Source organism: Methylobacterium sp. E-046 (assembly GCF_022829625.1).
Lineage (GTDB): Bacteria > Pseudomonadota > Alphaproteobacteria > Rhizobiales > Beijerinckiaceae > Methylobacterium > Methylobacterium longum.
Map to the genome: position 1 here is coordinate 1 of NZ_JAKSYP010000178.1, position 16,683 is coordinate 16,683.

General features: G+C 64.0%; 20 protein-coding genes and 1 pseudogene. 17 read left to right on the forward strand and 4 right to left on the reverse strand.

Features of this window, described 5'->3' with window-relative positions:
• Positions 1-316: 316 nt before the first annotated feature.
• Complete coding sequence (locus tag MKK82_RS17800) at positions 317-874, forward strand: chemotaxis protein CheB (protein ID WP_243986368.1); 558 nt, start codon at positions 317-319, stop codon at positions 872-874.
• Between the two features lie 252 nt (positions 875-1,126).
• On the opposite strand, the gene MKK82_RS17805 is transcribed toward MKK82_RS17800, so the two are convergent.
• Positions 1,127-1,879: an SDR family NAD(P)-dependent oxidoreductase gene (locus MKK82_RS17805; RefSeq protein WP_243986369.1), complete on the reverse strand. Its 753-nt coding sequence runs from the start codon at positions 1,877-1,879 to the stop codon at positions 1,127-1,129.
• Positions 1,880-1,973: 94 nt separating this feature from the next.
• Between MKK82_RS17805 and MKK82_RS17810 the strand changes: the two genes are divergently transcribed.
• Positions 1,974-2,858 carry a LysR family transcriptional regulator gene (locus tag MKK82_RS17810; RefSeq protein WP_243986370.1) on the forward strand — a complete coding sequence of 295 codons (885 nt, stop codon included), beginning with the start codon at positions 1,974-1,976 and terminating at the stop codon, positions 2,856-2,858.
• 247 nt (positions 2,859-3,105) lie between these two features.
• Here MKK82_RS17810 and MKK82_RS17815 read toward each other — a convergent pair whose 3' ends face one another.
• The gene (locus tag MKK82_RS17815) at positions 3,106-3,384 is read right to left on the reverse strand and encodes a hypothetical protein (RefSeq protein WP_243986371.1); all 279 of its coding nucleotides are present in this window, start codon (positions 3,382-3,384) and stop codon (positions 3,106-3,108) included.
• Between the two features lie 347 nt (positions 3,385-3,731).
• On the opposite strand from MKK82_RS17815, the gene MKK82_RS17820 reads away from it, so the two are divergent.
• The 14 genes from MKK82_RS17820 to MKK82_RS17885 all read left to right on the forward strand — a co-directional run bounded on the left by MKK82_RS17820 (position 3,732) and on the right by MKK82_RS17885 (position 15,492).
• Entirely contained in the window at positions 3,732-4,136 is a 405-nt protein-coding gene (locus MKK82_RS17820; protein ID WP_243986372.1) for a PAS domain-containing protein, read from the forward strand.
• A 498-nt stretch (positions 4,137-4,634) separates the two neighbouring features.
• Entirely contained in the window at positions 4,635-4,931 is a 297-nt protein-coding gene (locus tag MKK82_RS17825) for a hypothetical protein (protein WP_243986373.1), read from the forward strand.
• A gap of 132 nt (positions 4,932-5,063) precedes the next feature.
• Positions 5,064-6,548: a PAS domain S-box protein gene (locus MKK82_RS17830; protein ID WP_243986374.1), complete on the forward strand. Its 1,485-nt coding sequence runs from the start codon at positions 5,064-5,066 to the stop codon at positions 6,546-6,548.
• Between the two features lie 162 nt (positions 6,549-6,710).
• Positions 6,711-6,893: a hypothetical protein gene (locus tag MKK82_RS17835; RefSeq protein ID WP_243986376.1), complete on the forward strand. Its 183-nt coding sequence runs from the start codon at positions 6,711-6,713 to the stop codon at positions 6,891-6,893.
• Between the two features lie 219 nt (positions 6,894-7,112).
• Entirely contained in the window at positions 7,113-8,069 is a 957-nt protein-coding gene (locus MKK82_RS17840) for a PhnA-like protein (protein ID WP_243986377.1), read from the forward strand.
• Between the two features lie 2 nt (positions 8,070-8,071).
• Positions 8,072-8,572 carry a YsnF/AvaK domain-containing protein gene (locus MKK82_RS17845; protein ID WP_243986378.1) on the forward strand — a complete coding sequence of 167 codons (501 nt, stop codon included), beginning with the start codon at positions 8,072-8,074 and terminating at the stop codon, positions 8,570-8,572.
• A complete protein-coding gene (locus MKK82_RS17850; RefSeq protein WP_243986379.1) occupies positions 8,569-9,477 on the forward strand; it encodes a YsnF/AvaK domain-containing protein in 909 nt (302 codons plus the stop codon). The genes MKK82_RS17845 and MKK82_RS17850 overlap by 4 nt, the downstream gene beginning before the upstream one ends.
• Positions 9,478-9,589: 112 nt before the next feature.
• Positions 9,590-9,976 (forward strand): hypothetical protein, encoded by a 387-nt coding sequence (locus MKK82_RS17855; RefSeq protein ID WP_243986380.1) that lies wholly within the window; start codon positions 9,590-9,592, stop codon positions 9,974-9,976.
• Positions 9,977-10,025: 49 nt separating this feature from the next.
• Entirely contained in the window at positions 10,026-10,721 is a 696-nt protein-coding gene (locus MKK82_RS17860) for a hypothetical protein (protein WP_243986381.1), read from the forward strand.
• Between the two features lie 962 nt (positions 10,722-11,683).
• On the forward strand, positions 11,684-11,929 hold the full coding sequence (locus MKK82_RS17865) for a hypothetical protein (protein ID WP_243986382.1): 246 nt from the start codon (positions 11,684-11,686) through the stop codon (positions 11,927-11,929).
• A gap of 265 nt (positions 11,930-12,194) precedes the next feature.
• Positions 12,195-12,470 (forward strand): hypothetical protein, encoded by a 276-nt coding sequence (locus MKK82_RS17870; protein WP_243986383.1) that lies wholly within the window; start codon positions 12,195-12,197, stop codon positions 12,468-12,470.
• A 204-nt stretch (positions 12,471-12,674) separates the two neighbouring features.
• Positions 12,675-13,604, forward strand: coding sequence for an alpha/beta hydrolase (locus MKK82_RS17875; RefSeq protein ID WP_409566821.1), 930 nt, complete (start codon positions 12,675-12,677; stop codon positions 13,602-13,604).
• Positions 13,605-14,816 (forward strand): OpgC family protein, encoded by a 1,212-nt coding sequence (locus MKK82_RS17880; RefSeq protein ID WP_243986386.1) that lies wholly within the window; start codon positions 13,605-13,607, stop codon positions 14,814-14,816.
• A 250-nt stretch (positions 14,817-15,066) separates the two neighbouring features.
• On the forward strand, positions 15,067-15,492 hold the full coding sequence (locus MKK82_RS17885) for a hypothetical protein (RefSeq protein WP_243986387.1): 426 nt from the start codon (positions 15,067-15,069) through the stop codon (positions 15,490-15,492).
• A 4-nt stretch (positions 15,493-15,496) separates the two neighbouring features.
• Here MKK82_RS17885 and MKK82_RS17890 read toward each other — a convergent pair whose 3' ends face one another.
• Positions 15,497-15,865, reverse strand: a complete 369-nt coding sequence (locus tag MKK82_RS17890) for a response regulator (protein WP_279603098.1) — start codon at positions 15,863-15,865, stop codon at positions 15,497-15,499.
• A 188-nt stretch (positions 15,866-16,053) separates the two neighbouring features.
• Here MKK82_RS17890 and MKK82_RS17895 point away from each other — a divergent pair, with 188 nt between their 5' ends.
• A complete protein-coding gene (locus tag MKK82_RS17895; RefSeq protein ID WP_243986389.1) occupies positions 16,054-16,224 on the forward strand; it encodes a DUF3606 domain-containing protein in 171 nt (56 codons plus the stop codon).
• A gap of 229 nt (positions 16,225-16,453) precedes the next feature.
• Here the strand turns inward: MKK82_RS17895 and MKK82_RS17900 are convergent.
• Positions 16,454-16,683 (reverse strand): annotated as a pseudogene (locus tag MKK82_RS17900) (hypothetical protein); the annotation flags it as partial.

Below are 16,683 nucleotides of genomic sequence, written 5' to 3' on the forward strand. Positions count from 1 at the left end.
TCTGTCTGGCGCTCGCTGCCCGCTCCAATGCCGTCGCTGTCACCGCGGACGCCGCTTGGCAGGAGATCGCTGCAGGTGCTGGCGTCGAGGTTCAGCTCATCCGCTGAAGTCTGGCGAGTAGCCAGATGCAGCGTTTACCCGGTACTAGTGGTGCAAATCTGACGCTTGATACCCGCGCCGAGCGTCCGCACCCAGTGGTATGCGGACGTGCCGTATGGGGGGATCAGATCTCAGAGGAGGGCTGCTCCCCCTGGAGAAGTGGGTCTCCCGCGCTCTTGCCTCTGAACATTCCACCTTAGGCACTGTTAGCGGTCACATGGCACCCATCATCGTCATCGCGGCATCAGCCGGTGGCCTCGCACCGCTTCAACAGATCATCGGAGGGCTACCGGCAGGTTGCTCGGCGTCGGTGTTCATCGTCTGGCACATCGGCCCTCATCCTAGCATCTTGCCTGATATCCTGAGCATGACGAGCCACCTGCGCGTTTCCCATGGCGAGGATGGCGAACTCTTCGAGGGCGGTCACGTCTACGTCGCCCCTCCCGACAAGCACATGTACCTGGATCACGGCATGATCCGCCTTGATCACGGGGCGAAGGTCCACTTCACTCGTCCTGCGGCGGACCCGTTGTTCGTGTCAGCCGCCGAGGCCTACGGCGAACGCGTCGTTGGCATCGTGCTCAGCGGCTATGGCGGGGACGGCGCGGATGGCTTGGCGACCGTCAAGGCGCGCGGTGGCTTGGCCCTCGTCCAGAGGCCTGAGGAGGCCGAGCAACCTGCAATGCCTTGGGCGGCGATCATGGCCGATCATCCTGACGCCAGCCTGCCGGTTGCAGAGATTGCGGCTCGCGTGGCGGTGTTGGTCAAGGGCTAAAGCAGCGCGGAGCGGACGGTACCAAGCGTTAGGTTCCGACCACTAGAATAGCCGACACATTTTACCGACAGAGGTGGAGCTGTCTCGGCAATTCACAATCCACCCCACCGGATCGTCGGTAAAACAATCCGATAGCCGACATACGACTGCAATAGGACAAAGGTCCGCAACGGGCGAAAAGCAGAGGTTCAGCCAGCCTGTCTCGAAGGTCCGCTTCTCCGTTACCTGCGGACCTTATGCCATTGAGGAGGCTCAGAACGAGTACCGACGCATGCCGCCGTCGACGGTCAGCACGATGCCGGTGATGTAGTGGGCGCGCGGTGACACCAGGAAGGCAACGGCATTGCCCACGTCCTCCGGCTCGCCGGAGTCGCGTAGCGCAATCTCCCGCTCCGCAAACTTGCGGCGCTCGTCGCCGGGGTAGAGGCGGCGGATCTGCGCCGTGTCGATCAGGCCCGGCTGGATGCAGTTAACGGTGATCCCGTGCTGCCCAAGCTGCTCCGACAGGCCCTTCGACCAGACCACGAGGCCAGCCTTGGCAACCATCGCCGCGTTGACCACCTCGGGCTCCAAGTTGCCGGAGATGCTGACGATGGATCCGGACTTCCGGGCCAGGAAGTTCGGCAGCAGGGCTTGGGTAAGTTGCCGATGCCGGTCGAAGTTCAGGGTCATGCCCTCGACCCACTGCTCCTCCGGCGCGTCGATGGCCATTGGGCGGCTGCCTCCGGCATTGTTCACGAGGATGTCGACGTGGCCGAGAGCCGATACCGCCGCCTCGGCGATCCGCTTCGGGCCATCCTCGGCCATAAAATCCTGCTCGAAGAAGGTTGGGGCAGTCCCGCCCCCCTGCTCGATCTCAGTGACGAGGCTGGCGAGAAGCTCAGGGTTGCGCGCGGTGGCGAACACCCTCACGCCCTCCGCCGCTAACGATTTCACGATGACACGCCCGAGCCCTTGGCTCGCACCCGTCACCAGCGCCGTCTTGCCGTTTAGTTGAAGGTCCATGGCGGTTCTCCGTTCAGTCGGAGAGGACGTAAGGGCAAAGCGCTGTTCTGATAACGTGCTAGTTTCTGCGCGCGGTCATGAGCGAAACAGAACAATGCGTGGGACCGAGCTAAGCGAGCTATCGACCTTCCTAGCCGTCGCCCGGCATCGCAGCTTCCGAAAGGCCGCAACCGAGCGGGGTGTAGCCGCCTCCGCCGTCAGTCACACGATCCGCAGCCTGGAAGAACGCATCGGTGTGCGGCTGATACAGCGGACGACCCGCAGCGTAACCCTGACGGATGCGGGCGAGCGTTATCTCGCCGATCTCACGCCTGCCTTCGAACAGCTCGCGAGGGCGCAGGACGGCCTGAACGCTTTTCGCGCGACGCCGTTCGGCACGGTCCGGATCAACGTCCCGACCTCCATAGCCCCCTTTGCATTCCGGGATGTCCTAGGCCAACTGATCGAGGGAAACCCTGGGCTCAAGCTCGACATCGTTGCCACCGACCGCCTGATCGACATCGTCGAGGAAGGGTTCAATGCCGGCATCCGCTTCGGCGAGGTGTTGTCCCGCGACATGGTGGCTGTCCGGATCAGGCCGGTGCAGCGTCTGATCGTGGTTGGCTCGCCGAGTTACTTCCGCTCGCGCCTGCCACCCCAGCATCCCCGTGACCTCAGGCAACACATCGGGATCCGTTATCGCTACCCGAGCGGCGCCATGTTCGACTGGCGATTCGAGCAGGATGGTGAGGTCATCGTCGTTCAGGTCGAGGGTCCGATCACGCTCGACGACCAAGATCTGATGATCGAAGCGGCCCTACAAGGGTGCGGACTAGCCTACGTTTGGGAGGACCGAGCCCGGCCGCATCTTGAAGCTGGCACGTTGCACCGCTGCCTTCAGGATTGGTGCCAGATCAAGGACGACCTATTCCTATACTATCCGAGTCGGCGGCATGTATCCGGGGCACTCAGGGTCCTGATCGACAGGCTTAAGGTCTAAGTCCGCTATGCTGCCGTGAGCGGCCTTTAGCTGGCGACACATCGGATGGGGAGCAGTAGTTAGTGTAACGCCCAAAAGCAGACGGTGGGCCCCGAGCGAAGTCACGCCGCCGTACCCGTACCCGTTAGGGCGAAGGCGGTTACCACGGGCCGGAACATGAGCAACGGCTCGCGCGACCGATCCGCTGATCTGTTCTGCTACGAGCGGGCGGCGATCGCAGCAGACAAGATGCGTGGAGTAATCCCCATCACGTCGTTGGCTGCTGCGCGTCTATAGCCTGCACCCTCCTTATGAAACGTTCGCGAGCATCCGGATCGACCCGGACGAGGTAGGTTTGCACAAGCGAGAGCAACGTCAGGGCCTCGTGATCCAACATCGATGAACCGTAGAATTCAGATGCCGGTATGCCGAGCGCATCGGCTATCCGACGTAGGTTCCGTGTCGGCGTTTCGTCGGAGTCCATCGCGACCTGGGCTCTAACATCGTCGCCCATGCACGCTTCCTCTGCCTTCTCCAGCTCCTCCACGCCTCCCCGGATGAGCTACCCGGGCCGCTGCTATCGCAATGCCCATCCCCAGTATACAACCATAGAATGAAATCTTTGTCATTTCGGCGGCCACAGAGTACGGATTAATCTGGGCCGGTCTGGCTGCCTATATACGAGACGACACGATGGATCGGCGGTTTGATCGTTCAGTAGCAACGTCCGGGGGGATTAGTGGGTCGCACGAGCGCCTGTATGATGCCCTCGAAGCCTCATGCGTGGTCGGAACCTGGGACTTGGATCATGTCCGTCAGGTCATCGTCTACGACGCCGGTGCGGCGCAGTTGCTGACCGGCGACCCAGACCTCGCCGAGAAATAGCTCACCGGGTTGATCTCCATCGCGGCCGTGCATCCCGCCGATCATGCTTGGCTGATCGAGCATGTTGGAGAGGTGACCCGGGCGGGTGGCCTGTTCCTGGTCGAGTACCGTGTCATGGCCGAGGACGGGACCGTACGCTGGCTTCTTAGTCGCGGACGCACCTATCTGTCCGAAACCGGGCACCCCTTGCGCACGTGCGGGATCCTGATCGACATTACCGAGATGCACGATGGGGACGAGCGCTACGTCGTCAGCGGTTCGGGTCTGAGCGACAACCCGCTGGAGCGAGCGACCGATCTGGCCCTGGCTCTTAAGAAGACGCTCGGCCCCGACGCGCCCGCTGGGGTCCGGGCGGCGACGGAGCTCTTGTTGATAAACCTGGGGCAGACGCTCGCCCGGGTCGGACGTCATTGAACGACTGCCAACAGCAGACCTAACCAAAGTCTGCAAAGAGCCGGTAGTTGTTGCCCCTGATTGTCGGAAAAATCATTGGATTTCCTGCATAGATGGTATCACGACCTGTCGTTGAGTTCTGATTGAGCTTGAGGAACGGAGCCGGCGGGCTGGGACGTGACCGTTCCGATAGGGCAAGCCCACTGAAACAGCGCCGCTGAAACTTAGCTATACGACATGAACAGGAGGGGTCGCCAGATCTGGAGTCAGACCGCTACCATCATCGACCGGCCGCTGGACATCACGAGCGCCGGCCCATGGCTCACGCTCTCACGACCGGGCGAACTGTCCCATTCGCGTAATTGCTACGTTCCGGAACTAAGCGCGTCCTGCGATCGCGACAAGCTGCGCCCGACTCGAAGCGGTCGAGTAGGATTTTAGATCATTCGGAGCATACCGCTGCTAACGCTCCGTTAACTACATCGGCTGTGGACTGGGAGGTGTCCAGAGGGACTACCCATGCGCCACATCTATGTCGTGCCCGGCCTACGCCTGCGGTTTGCTGGCCGCGACGAAACCTTCAACGAAGGTGTCGAAATCGGTCTCCTCGCGGCTCAACTCGCATCGGGCATAGCCGAGTTCACGATGACCTTGGCCGCCGGTACGCTGGACCAGGCGCGTATGCTTGCGACGAACATGGGCTACCGCCTCCATGCCACGACGATGGATGAAGGGACGGTCGAGGTCATGTTCCTCACCGGAAGCCGCCGGCCCAAACTGCAACTGGTGTGTAATAAATTCTTTGCACGCTCATAGGCGTAATTTCTTGGCTTGAGCTCTGCTCGGCCAGTTCATCCACGGCGATCGGCGAGATCAGGAACGCCCAAACGCGGCAGTCTGTGCTTTTCCCCACATTCGAGCGTTGGCGCTTCGGATGGAGATATGCCGATGGCCGATGCGGCTCATCACATACAAATGCGGCAGATCGTGGCCGGTCTGTCCGAGGGCGTGATCCTGATCGAGCCGGATCAGACCATCGCCTACGCGAACAATGCCGCCGTGATGATGCATGGGGTCGCGGACGTCGGTGATCTCGGTGCCACCGTGTCCGAGTACCGCGCGAACTTCACGCTGCACTACCGCAATCACCGGGAGATCGGGCCGCTGCAGCATCCGCTCGACCGGGTACTCGCCGGCGAGGTGTTCCGCGACGTCGTGGTCGAGCTGGCTCCGACCCGGGATCCGACACACAGGTGGATGCACCGCATCCGCAGCCTGGTGACGACCGATGCGGATGGCACACCGAGCGGCCTCGCACTGGTGATGCAGGACGTGAGCGAGCGCTACCAGGCCGAGGCGCGGTTCGAGCGGATGTTCAACGCCAATCCAGCGCCAGCGATCATCTGCCGGATCGCCGACCTGCGCTTCGTGCGAGTCAATCACGGCTTCCTCGACCTGACCGGGTACCATCGCGACGACGTGCTCGGCCGATCGTTCTGCGAGATCGACCTGCTGCGCGACGCCGAGCGACGCGAGTTGGCGATCCGGCACCTTCACGCCGGCCACACCATCCCGCAGATGGAGGCTCAGCTCACAACGCCTTGCGGGAAGGGCCGCTACGTGATCGTGGCCGGCCACGCCATCGACATGCCCGGTCCGGGTGGCGTCGAACGATGCATGCTATTCACCTTCGCCGACCTGGAGGATCGCCGGAAGGCCGAGATGGCCTTGCGCCACAGCGAGGAGCGCTTCGCCAAGGCGTTCGAACTTTCACCGGTGCCGAGCGCGCTGATGAGCGCGGACGGCTTGGAAATTACTAGCGTCAACCAAGCCTTCGTTACGTCGTTCGGCCATGCCCCCGAGACCGCGGCTGGCCGATCGCTCGCCGATCTCGCGCTCTGGGTCGACCTCACCGAGCGGCGCAGGTTCTCGCGCGACCTCAAACGGCTTGGCAGCATCCGCGCGTTCGAGGCCGGCCTGCAGGACAGGAACGGGGCCGAGATCGATTGCCTGGTCTCGGCCGAGCGCGTGAGCATCAACGGCGAGGCCTGCGTGCTCTGCGTTCTGCAGGACATCACCGCGAGGAAGCGCTCGGAACGCGAGTTGATCACCGCCATTGAAGCGGTGATGGCGGACGCATCGTGGTTCAGCCACGGGGTGATCGATAAGCTGGCGACCCTGCGCCACCCGCCGCGCTCCGGCCGGCCGTCGCTCGGGGTCGAGAACCTAACGATCCGCGAGCAGGACATGCTCACGCGGATCTGCCAGGGCGCGACCGACCGGGAGATCGGCGCCGAGCTGAAGCTGTCACCCAACACAGTGCGCAACCACGTCTCCGGGCTGTACCGCAAGCTCGGGGTCAACCGTCGCAGCGCGGTAGTGGTGTGGGCGCAGGAGCGCGGGATCGGGCCGAACACGCGGCACCGGCGCTGAGACCAACGAAAACCATGACAGAACTACCAAGTCGAATTGGTGCAAATGTAATTTACGTAAATCGTCGGAACTTCTACTAAATTGCCTGATTACACGGTGATAGCTCTGCCCACACGAGTATCTCGGAAGATCATCCTGGCAGGTTGATATGAGGAGATCCGTGTGGCCGGGCGTCGGAAGGTGCTCTCGCCCGACCATATCCGGGCGCTAATCAAGGAAGCCATCGGCATCATCGAGGGCGACCGTGCGATCCAGGCGGAAGCTGCCGCCGAGATCGCCGCCATCGAAGCCGCCTACGCATCGTCGAACCCTGAGCCGAGACCCAAGCGCTCGACCCGCTCGTGATGCTGGAACGCGAGCTGACACACGGGCGGCAACCAGTTCGGTCAGCCCGGCGTCGCGGGGCTGAACCTCTGCAGACCTGCTCGTCACCGTCGTCGGCGCGGTGGTCGGAGTGCAACTCGACCACGCCCTGATCGCCCGTCGGGTGCTCTGAGCCCAACCAAACCCGCTTCCGCCGACTTCGGCGGAAGATCGAACCACACAGATTTGAGAGTACCGAGCATGGCGTTATCACCTGACACCACCCGTCCGGTCTACGACCGCGACCTCCCCACCGCCAGCGCGGTCTCCCCCGCGGAAGACATGCGCACGATAGCGCTGCACTCCATCTCCTGGGGCGCGGTGTTCGCCGGCGCGGTGATCGCGCTCGTCGCCCAGGTCATCCTCAATATGGTCGGGCTCGGCATCGGGCTTTCGACCGTCGACCCGGCGGGCAACGGCACCCCGACGGCGGGCAGCCTGTCCTCGGGAGCCGGGATCTGGTTCGTGATCTCCGGCATCCTCGCCTCCACCGCCGGCGGCTGGCTCGCCGGGCGCCTCTCAGGCAAGCCGGCCAACACCACCACTGCCTATCACGGGCTGATCGCCTGGGCGGTCTCAACCCTGGTCATCGTCTACCTGTTGTCCTCGGCGGTCGGCGGCGTCGTCAGCGGCGCGTCGAGCGCGGTGTCGAACACGCTGGGCGGCGCCGGCAACCTCGTTGGTGGCTCGGTGAAGACCGCCGCGCAGGCCGCAGGCCCGTCGCTGCCGGGCATGGACAACCCGTTCTCGAACATCGAGAGCCAGGTCCGTAACGGCACTGGCAACGACCCGGACGCCCTGAAGAACGCCGCCGTCAGCGCGATGCGCGCTGCGGTGACCGGTGATGCCGCCCAGCAGAAGGACGCGCAGGAGAAGGCCGCCCAGGCGCTAGCGAAAGCGCAAAACATCCCGGTCGATCAGGCCCGGACACAGGTCGCCCAGTACGTGCAGCAGTTCAATGACGCGACAGCCAAGGCCAAGGAACAGGCCAAGCAGGTAGCCGATGCCGCGGCACGGGTCGGATCGCAGGGCGCGCTCTACGGCGCCTTGGCGCTGATCCTCGGCGCACTGGCCGCCTTCTTCGCCGGCCGCGGTGCGGCGGTCGATCCGGTGGTGAGACGTACCGGCGTCCCCGCCACGACTCAGCGTCGGATCTGACCATGAGCGATCCCGCCGCCAGCCAGCCGAAGCTCTCACGGACGCAAGGCGTAGAGACGGCGGAGGTCGCCGTCGGCGAGGAGGTGGTCCTCCCGCTGATCGAAGAAACCGCTCGCATCGACAAGCAGGCGGTGGAGACGGGACGGGTGCGGGTCTCGACCCGAACCAAGACCGTCGATCAAATCCTGCGCGAGAGCCTGCGCAGCGGAACAGTCGAGGTCACCCGGGTGTCGGTCAACCGGACGCTGTCCGAGGGCGAGGCGCCCCCGATAGTCCGCGAGGAGAACGGGGTGACCGTCATTCCCGTCCTCGAAGAGATCCTCGTCGTCGAGAAGCGCCTCGTCCTCAAGGAAGAAGTACACGTCCGCCGAAGCTCCGCGGATGAGGACGTCGAGGTCCCGATGACGCTGCGTAAGCAGCGCGCCGTGGTCGAACGCGTGAGCCTGGACGGCCACGCCAGCGAACAGATCGATCCCCCTTCCACCCAGGAGACAACATCATGACGCAGACGATCACCGCGCTGTTCGATCGCCCGGCCGAGGCGCAGGCCGCTCAAGCCAAGCTTGTCGCCGCCGGCATCCCGCAATCGGCGATCAAGCTCGTGCAAGGTGCCCAGAAGGCGCGCACGAGCGGCTCGTACGACTACCACAAGGACGAGGGCGGTTTCTGGGGCTCACTGAAGGACTTCTTCATGCCCGAGGAGGATCGCTACGCCTACAGCGAGGGTCTGAGCCGCGGTGGCACGCTGCTGACCGCGAGCGTCGAGCCTGCGCAGACCGAGACGGCCTACGATATCCTAGAGCAGCACGGCTCGGTCGACCTCGACCAGCGTGAGAGCGCGTGGCGCAAGGAAGGCTGGAGCGGGTACTCGGTGACGGGCAGCACCACGACGGCTAGCTCGACCACGGGGACGGCAGCAACTGGAACGGAGGCTACGGAAGCCGCGGCCCTGAAGGATGCTGGCACAACCACGGGCGAGACCGACTATATCCCGATCGTTGAGGAGCGGCTCAACGTCGGCAAGCGCGTGGCCGAGAGCGGCCGGGTGCGAGTTCGCTCCTTCGTTGTCGAGAAGCCGGTCGAGGAGCAGGTCACCCTGCGTGACGAGACCGTGCACGTCGATCGGCGCGCGGTCGACCGGCCGGTGACGGCGGCCGACGAGGCCTTGTTCGCGAGCAAGACCATCGAGGCGACCGAGATGCGTGAGCAGGCGGTGGTGTCGAAGGAAGCCCGCGTGGTCGAGGAGGTCGGCATCCGCAAGGACGCGGGTCAGCGCACTGAGACCATCACCGACAAAGTGCGGCATACGGAGGTCGAGGTCGAGGACGAGCGCGGCAACGTCAGCCGCACTGGCACGGCCGGAACCACGACCACCGGCACCACGCTCGGCACGCGCAAGCCGGTCTGATCGACATGAGCGGCGCTGCCTGGAGCTTGGATACACCGGGCAGCGCACCCTGCCGATATCAGACCTCGGATCAGCCCGTCCCTCTACTGCTACCAGACAAACAGGCCCTGCCATGTCCCTGAACCGTTTGACCCTGCTCCTGTTGCCTTTGCTCGCGGCCGCGCCCGCATCGGCGCAGACGACCGTCACCGGTCAGCCGGCGACAGGTGGTGCCTCCACCGCGACGTCCGGCGGCCAGACCGCCGTGACGCGGCCGAACGCCGATCACGCCCACGATGGCAAGGCAGCCACCACCGGAACGGCGGCGACCGTGAAGTTGGAGAGGGGCACCAACAGCTTCACCGAGGGTGAGGTCCGCCGGCGCCTTGAGAAGGCTGGCTACCACGAGGTCAAGGACCTCAAGAAGGACGGCGACGGCATCTGGCACGCCAGCACGATGGTGGACGGCAAGCTCGCCAGCGTCGGCCTCGATTTCAAGGGCAACGTCGCGGTCCACTAGCCCGTCCCCTAGCTCGATCTGCCCCACTCGAACGTCCCGGAGTCATCCCATGCCGACGCAGACCCTCTCGGCCTTATACGACCGCTACGACGACGCTGCTGCCGCGGTGACGAAGTTGGAGGCGGCCGGCGTGCCGCACTCGGACATCAGCCTCGTCGGCAACAAGACAGACACCAGCACCTCAGGAACGATCGACACGGCCGACCATGCCGCCACCGGCACCGGTACCGGGGCGACGCTCGGCACGATCCTGGGCGGTGGCGCTGGCCTCCTCGCCGGCCTCGGGCTGATGGCTATCCCGGGCGTCGGTCCAGTTGTGGCAGCGGGCTGGCTCGTGGCGACGCTCACCGGTGCGGGCATCGGTGCCGCCGCGGGCGGTTTGACCGGTTCGTTGACCGGCGCCGGTGTGAGTGAAACCGACGCGCATACCTACGCCGAGGGCGTGCGACGGGGCGGTTCGTTGCTGACCGTGAGGGCGGATGAGGCCCACGCCGGCGTGGCCACGCGCATCCTGGAGGAGCACGGTGCTGTCGATCTCGACGCCCGCGCCCAGGGATGGGAGAGCGAGGGCTGGAGCGGCCAGACTGCCGGTGGGGCTCGAGGCGACACCTCGACCTTGATCGGCTCAGACGCGGCCGCAGGCTCAGTCGTGCGCGAGAACGATGCGGTCAGCGCTCCCATGGCCGGTGTGGACACTCTGATGTCAGGTGCTCGCCGGGTGCGCGTCTACAACCATCCGGTCTGATCCTCCGCATCCATCCTTGGGTCCGGATGTTGAAAGCTTCTGAGATGAAGACGACAGACCGTCGTCACAAGGATGCTGGCATCGGCTTAACAAAGCGATGCAATGCCGGTGCTCTAGACTGTAGCACACGCCTGGCACGAACCGTCCAAGTGCTCATGGAACGGCCGCCCCCCATCCGAAACCACCCTCCCTGGGGCGCCGGCTCTTCATGCGGGTCGTAGGTATGGCTGTGCCGCCTGGGCATGCGCTCAAGATGGCGAGCGGCGGGGCGGGTGTCGAGCGAGGCAGGCACCTCTCTTGCAGAACTCAGTTCGTGCCTCCGGCGCGATCCTGCACGAGATGATTTCGCGATGGTGGTCTCAGCCCGCAAGCGGACGGTGAGCGACTGGACGGATGAGGGATACCGCGGCCTGCGTATCCCGAAATGCACGTCATGCCGAGCTATGACGTGGCGGACCTGGGATCAGCTTCAGGCCCAGGGTGCAGAGGAGGTACTTCTCGTCGCCCGGCGCTTCCACTGCGGGAAGTGCGACCAGATCCCAGCTGGGCTGCCGGTTGTGGTTGGCACCGGCCGGTAGAGCTACTTGCCCCGCGGCACCGGCTCCCCCCTACGGGTCGTGGGTCTGACCGTGCTGCCCGGGCCTGCACTCAAGATGGCGGGTGCTGGAACGAAGGTCGATACGGACCTTCCGCATGTTCGGCACGTTGGCTGAGATGAACGCTCAGATCTCAATCTCGCCAGAGCCTTCCCGCCTCGCTTTAACGGAGTCCGCCCTCGCGGCAGCCGATGGCCTCTGGCGCGCCGAGATGCGTCGGAACTATGGGCCAGACGGGGTGCTGATCTATGCCTTTTCCCCGGAAGGCCAAGGCGATCTCGGGACATCGCTGCGACGGACCTACGAGGCTCGCCGCGTTGCAGTGGCTCTGTGGCGCCACGAGCGGCATCGGACAGCACGTCTGCCATGAGCCCCCAGCCGGATCCACGAAGCGACGAACTGGTGGAAATCGGAGAGGACGTGGTGCGCAAGACCGACAAGCTTGAAGCCCACAGCGCCATGCCAGCATCGAAGCCGACCCGGAACGTCAATGTGCCGGACCCAGAGAAAGGCAGCGAACTTCCGGCCGTTGACGGTGCGACCGGCCACGAAGCTTTTGAAGAGGCCAAGGCAACGTCTGTGCAAAGAAAACAACCGATGCGGCTTAAGTAGGCGATAGGGCAGCCGCTGAATTATATCGAATTCACCTTAGCTTTTGACGTCAGTATTTCTATTTTATTCTACTATCTTGCGTTCTTGTTTGACATATTAGATTACCACCCACGCCTGACGTGTGGCTCTGGCTGAATTAATAGTGATCATCCTAAGAAATGCGCGCGCTGATCCAGGTCTAATGCCTGCCCCTGTGACATTAGCGACTGGACCCGTTGTGTACGACCGACCGTTGCCCGTCCCCTACAGACGGAAATCAAGTCCTATGATCAAGCCCATTCTCGTCACGGCCTTCACCGTGATGCTTGCCACACCCGTTTTCGCTCAAGTTATCGAAACCCCGACCAGCACGACCGTAATCGTCCCGCCCGGCGCTCCCGGGGTCGTCACTCGTCAGCCAGGCTCGACCGGGGAGGAAGGTGCTGCAACCTACTCACCCACTGGCCGGGCTGCAGACGGCATCTCGAACGACTCCGCTGCCTCCGGCAATGAGGGGCAGCCTTCGCGAATGGGTTCGACCGGCAGCGGTGGCGGCAAGTAGGGCTCCCTCCTGCTTAGACGAAGCTTCGCCGCATGAGCGCGGCCCAAAACACCAAGACCGCCGTTTGCCCTTGGGTAAGCGGCCCCGGCTGCCCGTCCTCAAGGGACCGGATACAAAGCTCGAGATTGGTCGGCTGACGCGATCTTGCATCCAAAATGCAAAGGCTACGCCTCGAGAGGCTCAGGTCTTTCAAACTGGAGTGCCATGCCTGATCGTCGCTCTGTCCTCCTGACGCTCGTGACGGCGGCTCTCACGTCGGCATCCGGTGCGGATGCAGTGGGGGCTCCGGAACGGATCCCGCTCTGGCCAGGTCAACCGCCTGGCGGGGGCGGACCACACGGTCCGATCGCTCGCGACGATAGTGGCGCGGTGAGCAATATCGCGACGCCTATGCTCGAGGTGTACCTGCCGGAGAACCCGACCGGCGTCGCGGTGCTCGTCGCCGGTGGTGGTGGCTACACCCGCATCGGGATCGTCAAAGAAGCACTGCCCGCTGCTTTGTGGCTCACGGCGCAAGGCATCACCGCCTTCGTCCTCACCTATCGTCTACCGCGCGAGGGATGGAACGACGGCCCGCTCGTGACATTCCAGGATGGGCAGCGAGCCATGCGCCTGATCCGGGTCAATGCTGATCGGTTTCAGATCGACCCGAACCGCATCGGAGTGATGGGATTTTCGGCGGGCGGCCATCTCTGCGGCATGGTCGCTGCACGCTCGGATTATCGCTCCTATGCACGAGTGGACTTAATCGACGACCTGTCAGCTCGTCCCGACTTTGCAGTGCTGCTATACCCGGTTGTCAGCCTAGGTCCGCCTTATGATCGAACGACCACCCGGCGCTCTCTGGTCGGCGAGACACCTACGCTCGAAGCAAGCGAAGCGTGGTCGCTTCAGACTTATGTTCAGCCAAACTGTCCCACGATCTTTCTGGTGCAAGCCGACGATGACGCGGTGATCAGTCCTGAGCACAGCCGCGTCCTCGACGAAGCATGTCGCGAGGCGCATGTCTCGGTCGAGTATCACCGGTTTGCCGTTGGTGGCCATGGGTTTGGGATCGGCCAATCAGATGCGCCCGTCGCTCTGTGGCCCAGGCTCTGCCGGCTGTGGCTGACGAGCATATCGGTGATGCGCTGAGTGACGAGCCCCAGCAGCATCGAACTGAGCACACTGTCGCCCGACTTGCATAGGGCCGAACCGGTGGAGGGCGCCGTTGTGTCGGATCGACTGCCCGAGCCCGAACGTAAGAGGCTGGTCCGTGACGCACGGGTCGACGTGGTGCGCGGCTTCGCGCTGCTGATGATTTTCGTCGACCACATCCCGCGCAACGCCCCGGCCCTGGTCACGCTGCACAATTTCGGCTTTTCGGACGCGGCCGAGATCTTCGTGCTTCTGGCCGGCTATTCGTCGATGATCGCCTATGGCGGCATGTTCCGCCGAGCTGGGATTTGGACGACCCTGGCCCGCATTGCCCAGCGGTGCGGGCGCATCTACCTGTTTCATGCTGGGCTGCTGTTCGCCACCCTGATAATCGTCCGGGTATGGATGGACCTCACCGGGATTACACCCAGGTTCGGTGTCGCGCCTTTGCTTCAGATGGGTCTGCTGCCCGGACTTCTGCGTGGGCTCGCGCTGAACGCGCTACCGAACTACCTCGACATCCTACCGCTCTACATTCTGCTGCTCGCCCTGTTCCCGCTGGTCTACTTCGGAATGGAGCGTAAGGTCTGGGTCGTGCTGGCTCTGTCGGGTACGCTGTGGCTCGCCGCCAACGTCGACCACACCTTGAACCTGCCCAATGCCACAGCGGTGGACGACGGGTGGTACTTCAATCCGTTCGCTTGGCAGTTCCTGTTCGTGATCGGCGCGGCTCTCGCTCTCGCTGTTCGCGCTGGGGACGGTTTGCTGCCATGGCGGCGTTGGGCTGCAGCGGCGGCCTGCGGCTACATCGTCTTCGCTCTGTTCCAAGGCGGGTCTTGGACGGATTGGGGCCTGCCGGATCTCAGGCCGCTTGCAATCGAGGCCCCAGACAAGAGCCACGTCGTGCTCGTGCGCCTGCTGCACATCCTAGCCCTGACGTACCTGGTCTTCAGCGTTCCGGCGGTACTACGCGCCAGCCGTTGGCGCCCGCTCCGGCTGATTGATGCCTGCGGCCGGCACTCGCTGGAAATCTTTGCAGCCGGTTGCTTGGCGGCCCTCGCCGGCCGCATCCTCTACCGTACCTTCGACGTGACATGGCCGCTGCAGATCGCTGTCAATCTCGGCGGCCTCGCGGTGATGCTGGGTTTGGCTAGCCTTCTGGATGCCCGTGCGAGTAGACGTGCCACATGGGGCGCGCCCGATAAGTGAAATCATCGATCCTGTCGTCGTCCCAGCCTGAGCGCCAGGATCAACGCGCCCGGCCAGCATACGAGGCTGAGCAGGACGATCGGGACGATGGGCTGGCCTTTCCACCACACGATGATGACCGGCAGGAGCAAGCCAGGGATCGCCACAGTGAGGAAGGCCTAGAACTCAAGGTCTGACAGGTCCATCTGCAGTCCGTAGCAGACCTCTACCGCTACGCTTTCTTCACGCCCGGTGGCACAATGCCGGCACCATGCCGATCCGGCCCGAGCACCGCTTCTTCTACCCCATCGACTGGCCGCAGCTTTCGGCCGTGATCCGGTTCGGTCGCGCGCAGGGCCGTTGCGAGGGCTGTGGGCGACCGCACGGGCAGATGGTCTACCACCTCGGTGATGGCCGCTGGTGGGACGCTGACGCTGGCCGTTGGCGCGACGGATGGGGGCGCCGGATCCGGATAAGGACGAACACCAACATCCTCGGTCGCTCTCGTCGAACCCGTGTGGTCCTCGCGGCAGCTCATCGGGACCACAACACCTCGAACAACGCAGACGCCAACCTCGCAGCCTTCTGCCAACGATGCCACATGATCCACGATCGACCCGAGCATCAGAGGCGACGCTGGCGCACGCTGTTCCGACGCAAAGCCCTTGGCGATCTGTTCGGAGGACCCTACGCCTGATCGGTCAGTGCAGACTAAGTACTTGCAAGGCCTTGCGTACCACCCTCTCGGCGCAGGGCTTGTTGAGGAAGTACGCGCACTGGGGCAGCCGGGCCGCCTCCTCAAGGGTGCAGCCCGAGCAGACGATGATCTTCGTCTCCGGCCAGCGCTCAGTGGTAGTATGCGCCAAATCGCAACCGTCCATGCAGCCCGGCATGTTGATGTCCGTGTAGAGGAGAGCAGCGCCGCGGTGCGCCTCCAGAAGGCGCAGCGCTTCGTCCGATCGCTCAGCCTCAAGCACTTCGAAACCGAGTACATCGAGCATGGCCGCTGCCGCCATGCGGATTACGGCTTCGTCTTCAGCTAGGACGGCGAGGGGGCGAGAAGCTGACATGCATCAAGAAATGCGTTCAACCGCAGGGTGTTTCAGCTTGGCCATTAAAAAGCGTCCGCAGGCGGACCATCAACGCACGCGGCCCTCCTTTCCGCGGTGAATTACCCAGACACAGCTGCAACCGAGGGAACGCTTCTGGGTTGAAAGCCCGACTCCTGGCGGAGGCCAGGGTGCTTGTGGATCCAGCCATGCCGACAGAGCTGCGCGACAAAGCCTACATCGACGTGTTCGACCGCGCCGCCCGTGAGCACTGGGCGCTGCGCTTCGCAGTTACCGAGGATCGCCTGCGCAAGGCCGTGCGGATGGTCGGCTCTCGCGTCACCAGCGTCGCCGCCTACCTCGGCCATTCCGCCCTCTGATCGAGCGAGGTCATCTTGGGCCGGGTACTCTACGTCAGCTCGAACGGCGATCGCTGGGTCTTGAAGCGCGGTTCCGTGGATAGCCAAAGCTTCGTCCGGCACGAGGCTAATCTTGCCTCAGGAGGCTACGTCACCGAGATCGGCCTGTCTGCCTTCCTCGCGGCCGACCGTGGCGGGCCAGAGCACCAAGCGCTCTGGCTGCTGATCGCCACGCTGACGGACGGGGAGCCTACCCCAGCGATTGTAGTCGTTTAGACCCAACCGGCACTGCCTCTAGCAGGTGAGTCTTATCGACGAGCAAGGCCGTGGCGATCTCGGACAGCGCGATGTGCTCGATCTCGGCGATGCCGTCGTGATCAGCCACATCGGTCGCCACGAGGAACACGCCCTCGCGCTGCTCTGCGGGCCGACCGGCAATCGCCGCAACCCGACGCAGGTTGTCCGCTCGCCCGGCCCGGG

Excerpts from the sequence above, each read along its gene's own strand:
- MKK82_RS17810 (WP_243986370.1), top strand. The coding sequence starts at position 1,974 with ATGCGTGGGACCGAGCTAAGCGAGCTATCGACCTTCCTAGCCGTCGCC.
- MKK82_RS17890 (WP_279603098.1), bottom strand. The coding sequence starts at position 15,865 with ATGTCAGCTTCTCGCCCCCTCGCCGTCCTAGCTGAAGACGAAGCCGTA.
- MKK82_RS17845 (WP_243986378.1), top strand. The coding sequence starts at position 8,072 with ATGAGCGATCCCGCCGCCAGCCAGCCGAAGCTCTCACGGACGCAAGGC.
- MKK82_RS17800 (WP_243986368.1), top strand. The coding sequence starts at position 317 with ATGGCACCCATCATCGTCATCGCGGCATCAGCCGGTGGCCTCGCACCG.
- MKK82_RS17895 (WP_243986389.1), top strand. The coding sequence starts at position 16,054 with ATGCCGACAGAGCTGCGCGACAAAGCCTACATCGACGTGTTCGACCGC.
- MKK82_RS17855 (WP_243986380.1), top strand. The coding sequence starts at position 9,590 with ATGTCCCTGAACCGTTTGACCCTGCTCCTGTTGCCTTTGCTCGCGGCC.
- MKK82_RS17860 (WP_243986381.1), top strand. The coding sequence starts at position 10,026 with ATGCCGACGCAGACCCTCTCGGCCTTATACGACCGCTACGACGACGCT.
- MKK82_RS17830 (WP_243986374.1), top strand. The coding sequence starts at position 5,064 with ATGGCCGATGCGGCTCATCACATACAAATGCGGCAGATCGTGGCCGGT.
- MKK82_RS17840 (WP_243986377.1), top strand. The coding sequence starts at position 7,113 with ATGGCGTTATCACCTGACACCACCCGTCCGGTCTACGACCGCGACCTC.
- MKK82_RS17885 (WP_243986387.1), top strand. The coding sequence starts at position 15,067 with ATGCCGATCCGGCCCGAGCACCGCTTCTTCTACCCCATCGACTGGCCG.
- MKK82_RS17850 (WP_243986379.1), top strand. The coding sequence starts at position 8,569 with ATGACGCAGACGATCACCGCGCTGTTCGATCGCCCGGCCGAGGCGCAG.
- MKK82_RS17805 (WP_243986369.1), bottom strand. The coding sequence starts at position 1,879 with ATGGACCTTCAACTAAACGGCAAGACGGCGCTGGTGACGGGTGCGAGC.
- MKK82_RS17865 (WP_243986382.1), top strand. The coding sequence starts at position 11,684 with ATGAGCCCCCAGCCGGATCCACGAAGCGACGAACTGGTGGAAATCGGA.
- MKK82_RS17875 (WP_409566821.1), top strand. The coding sequence starts at position 12,675 with ATGCCTGATCGTCGCTCTGTCCTCCTGACGCTCGTGACGGCGGCTCTC.
- MKK82_RS17825 (WP_243986373.1), top strand. The coding sequence starts at position 4,635 with ATGCGCCACATCTATGTCGTGCCCGGCCTACGCCTGCGGTTTGCTGGC.
- MKK82_RS17870 (WP_243986383.1), top strand. The coding sequence starts at position 12,195 with ATGATCAAGCCCATTCTCGTCACGGCCTTCACCGTGATGCTTGCCACA.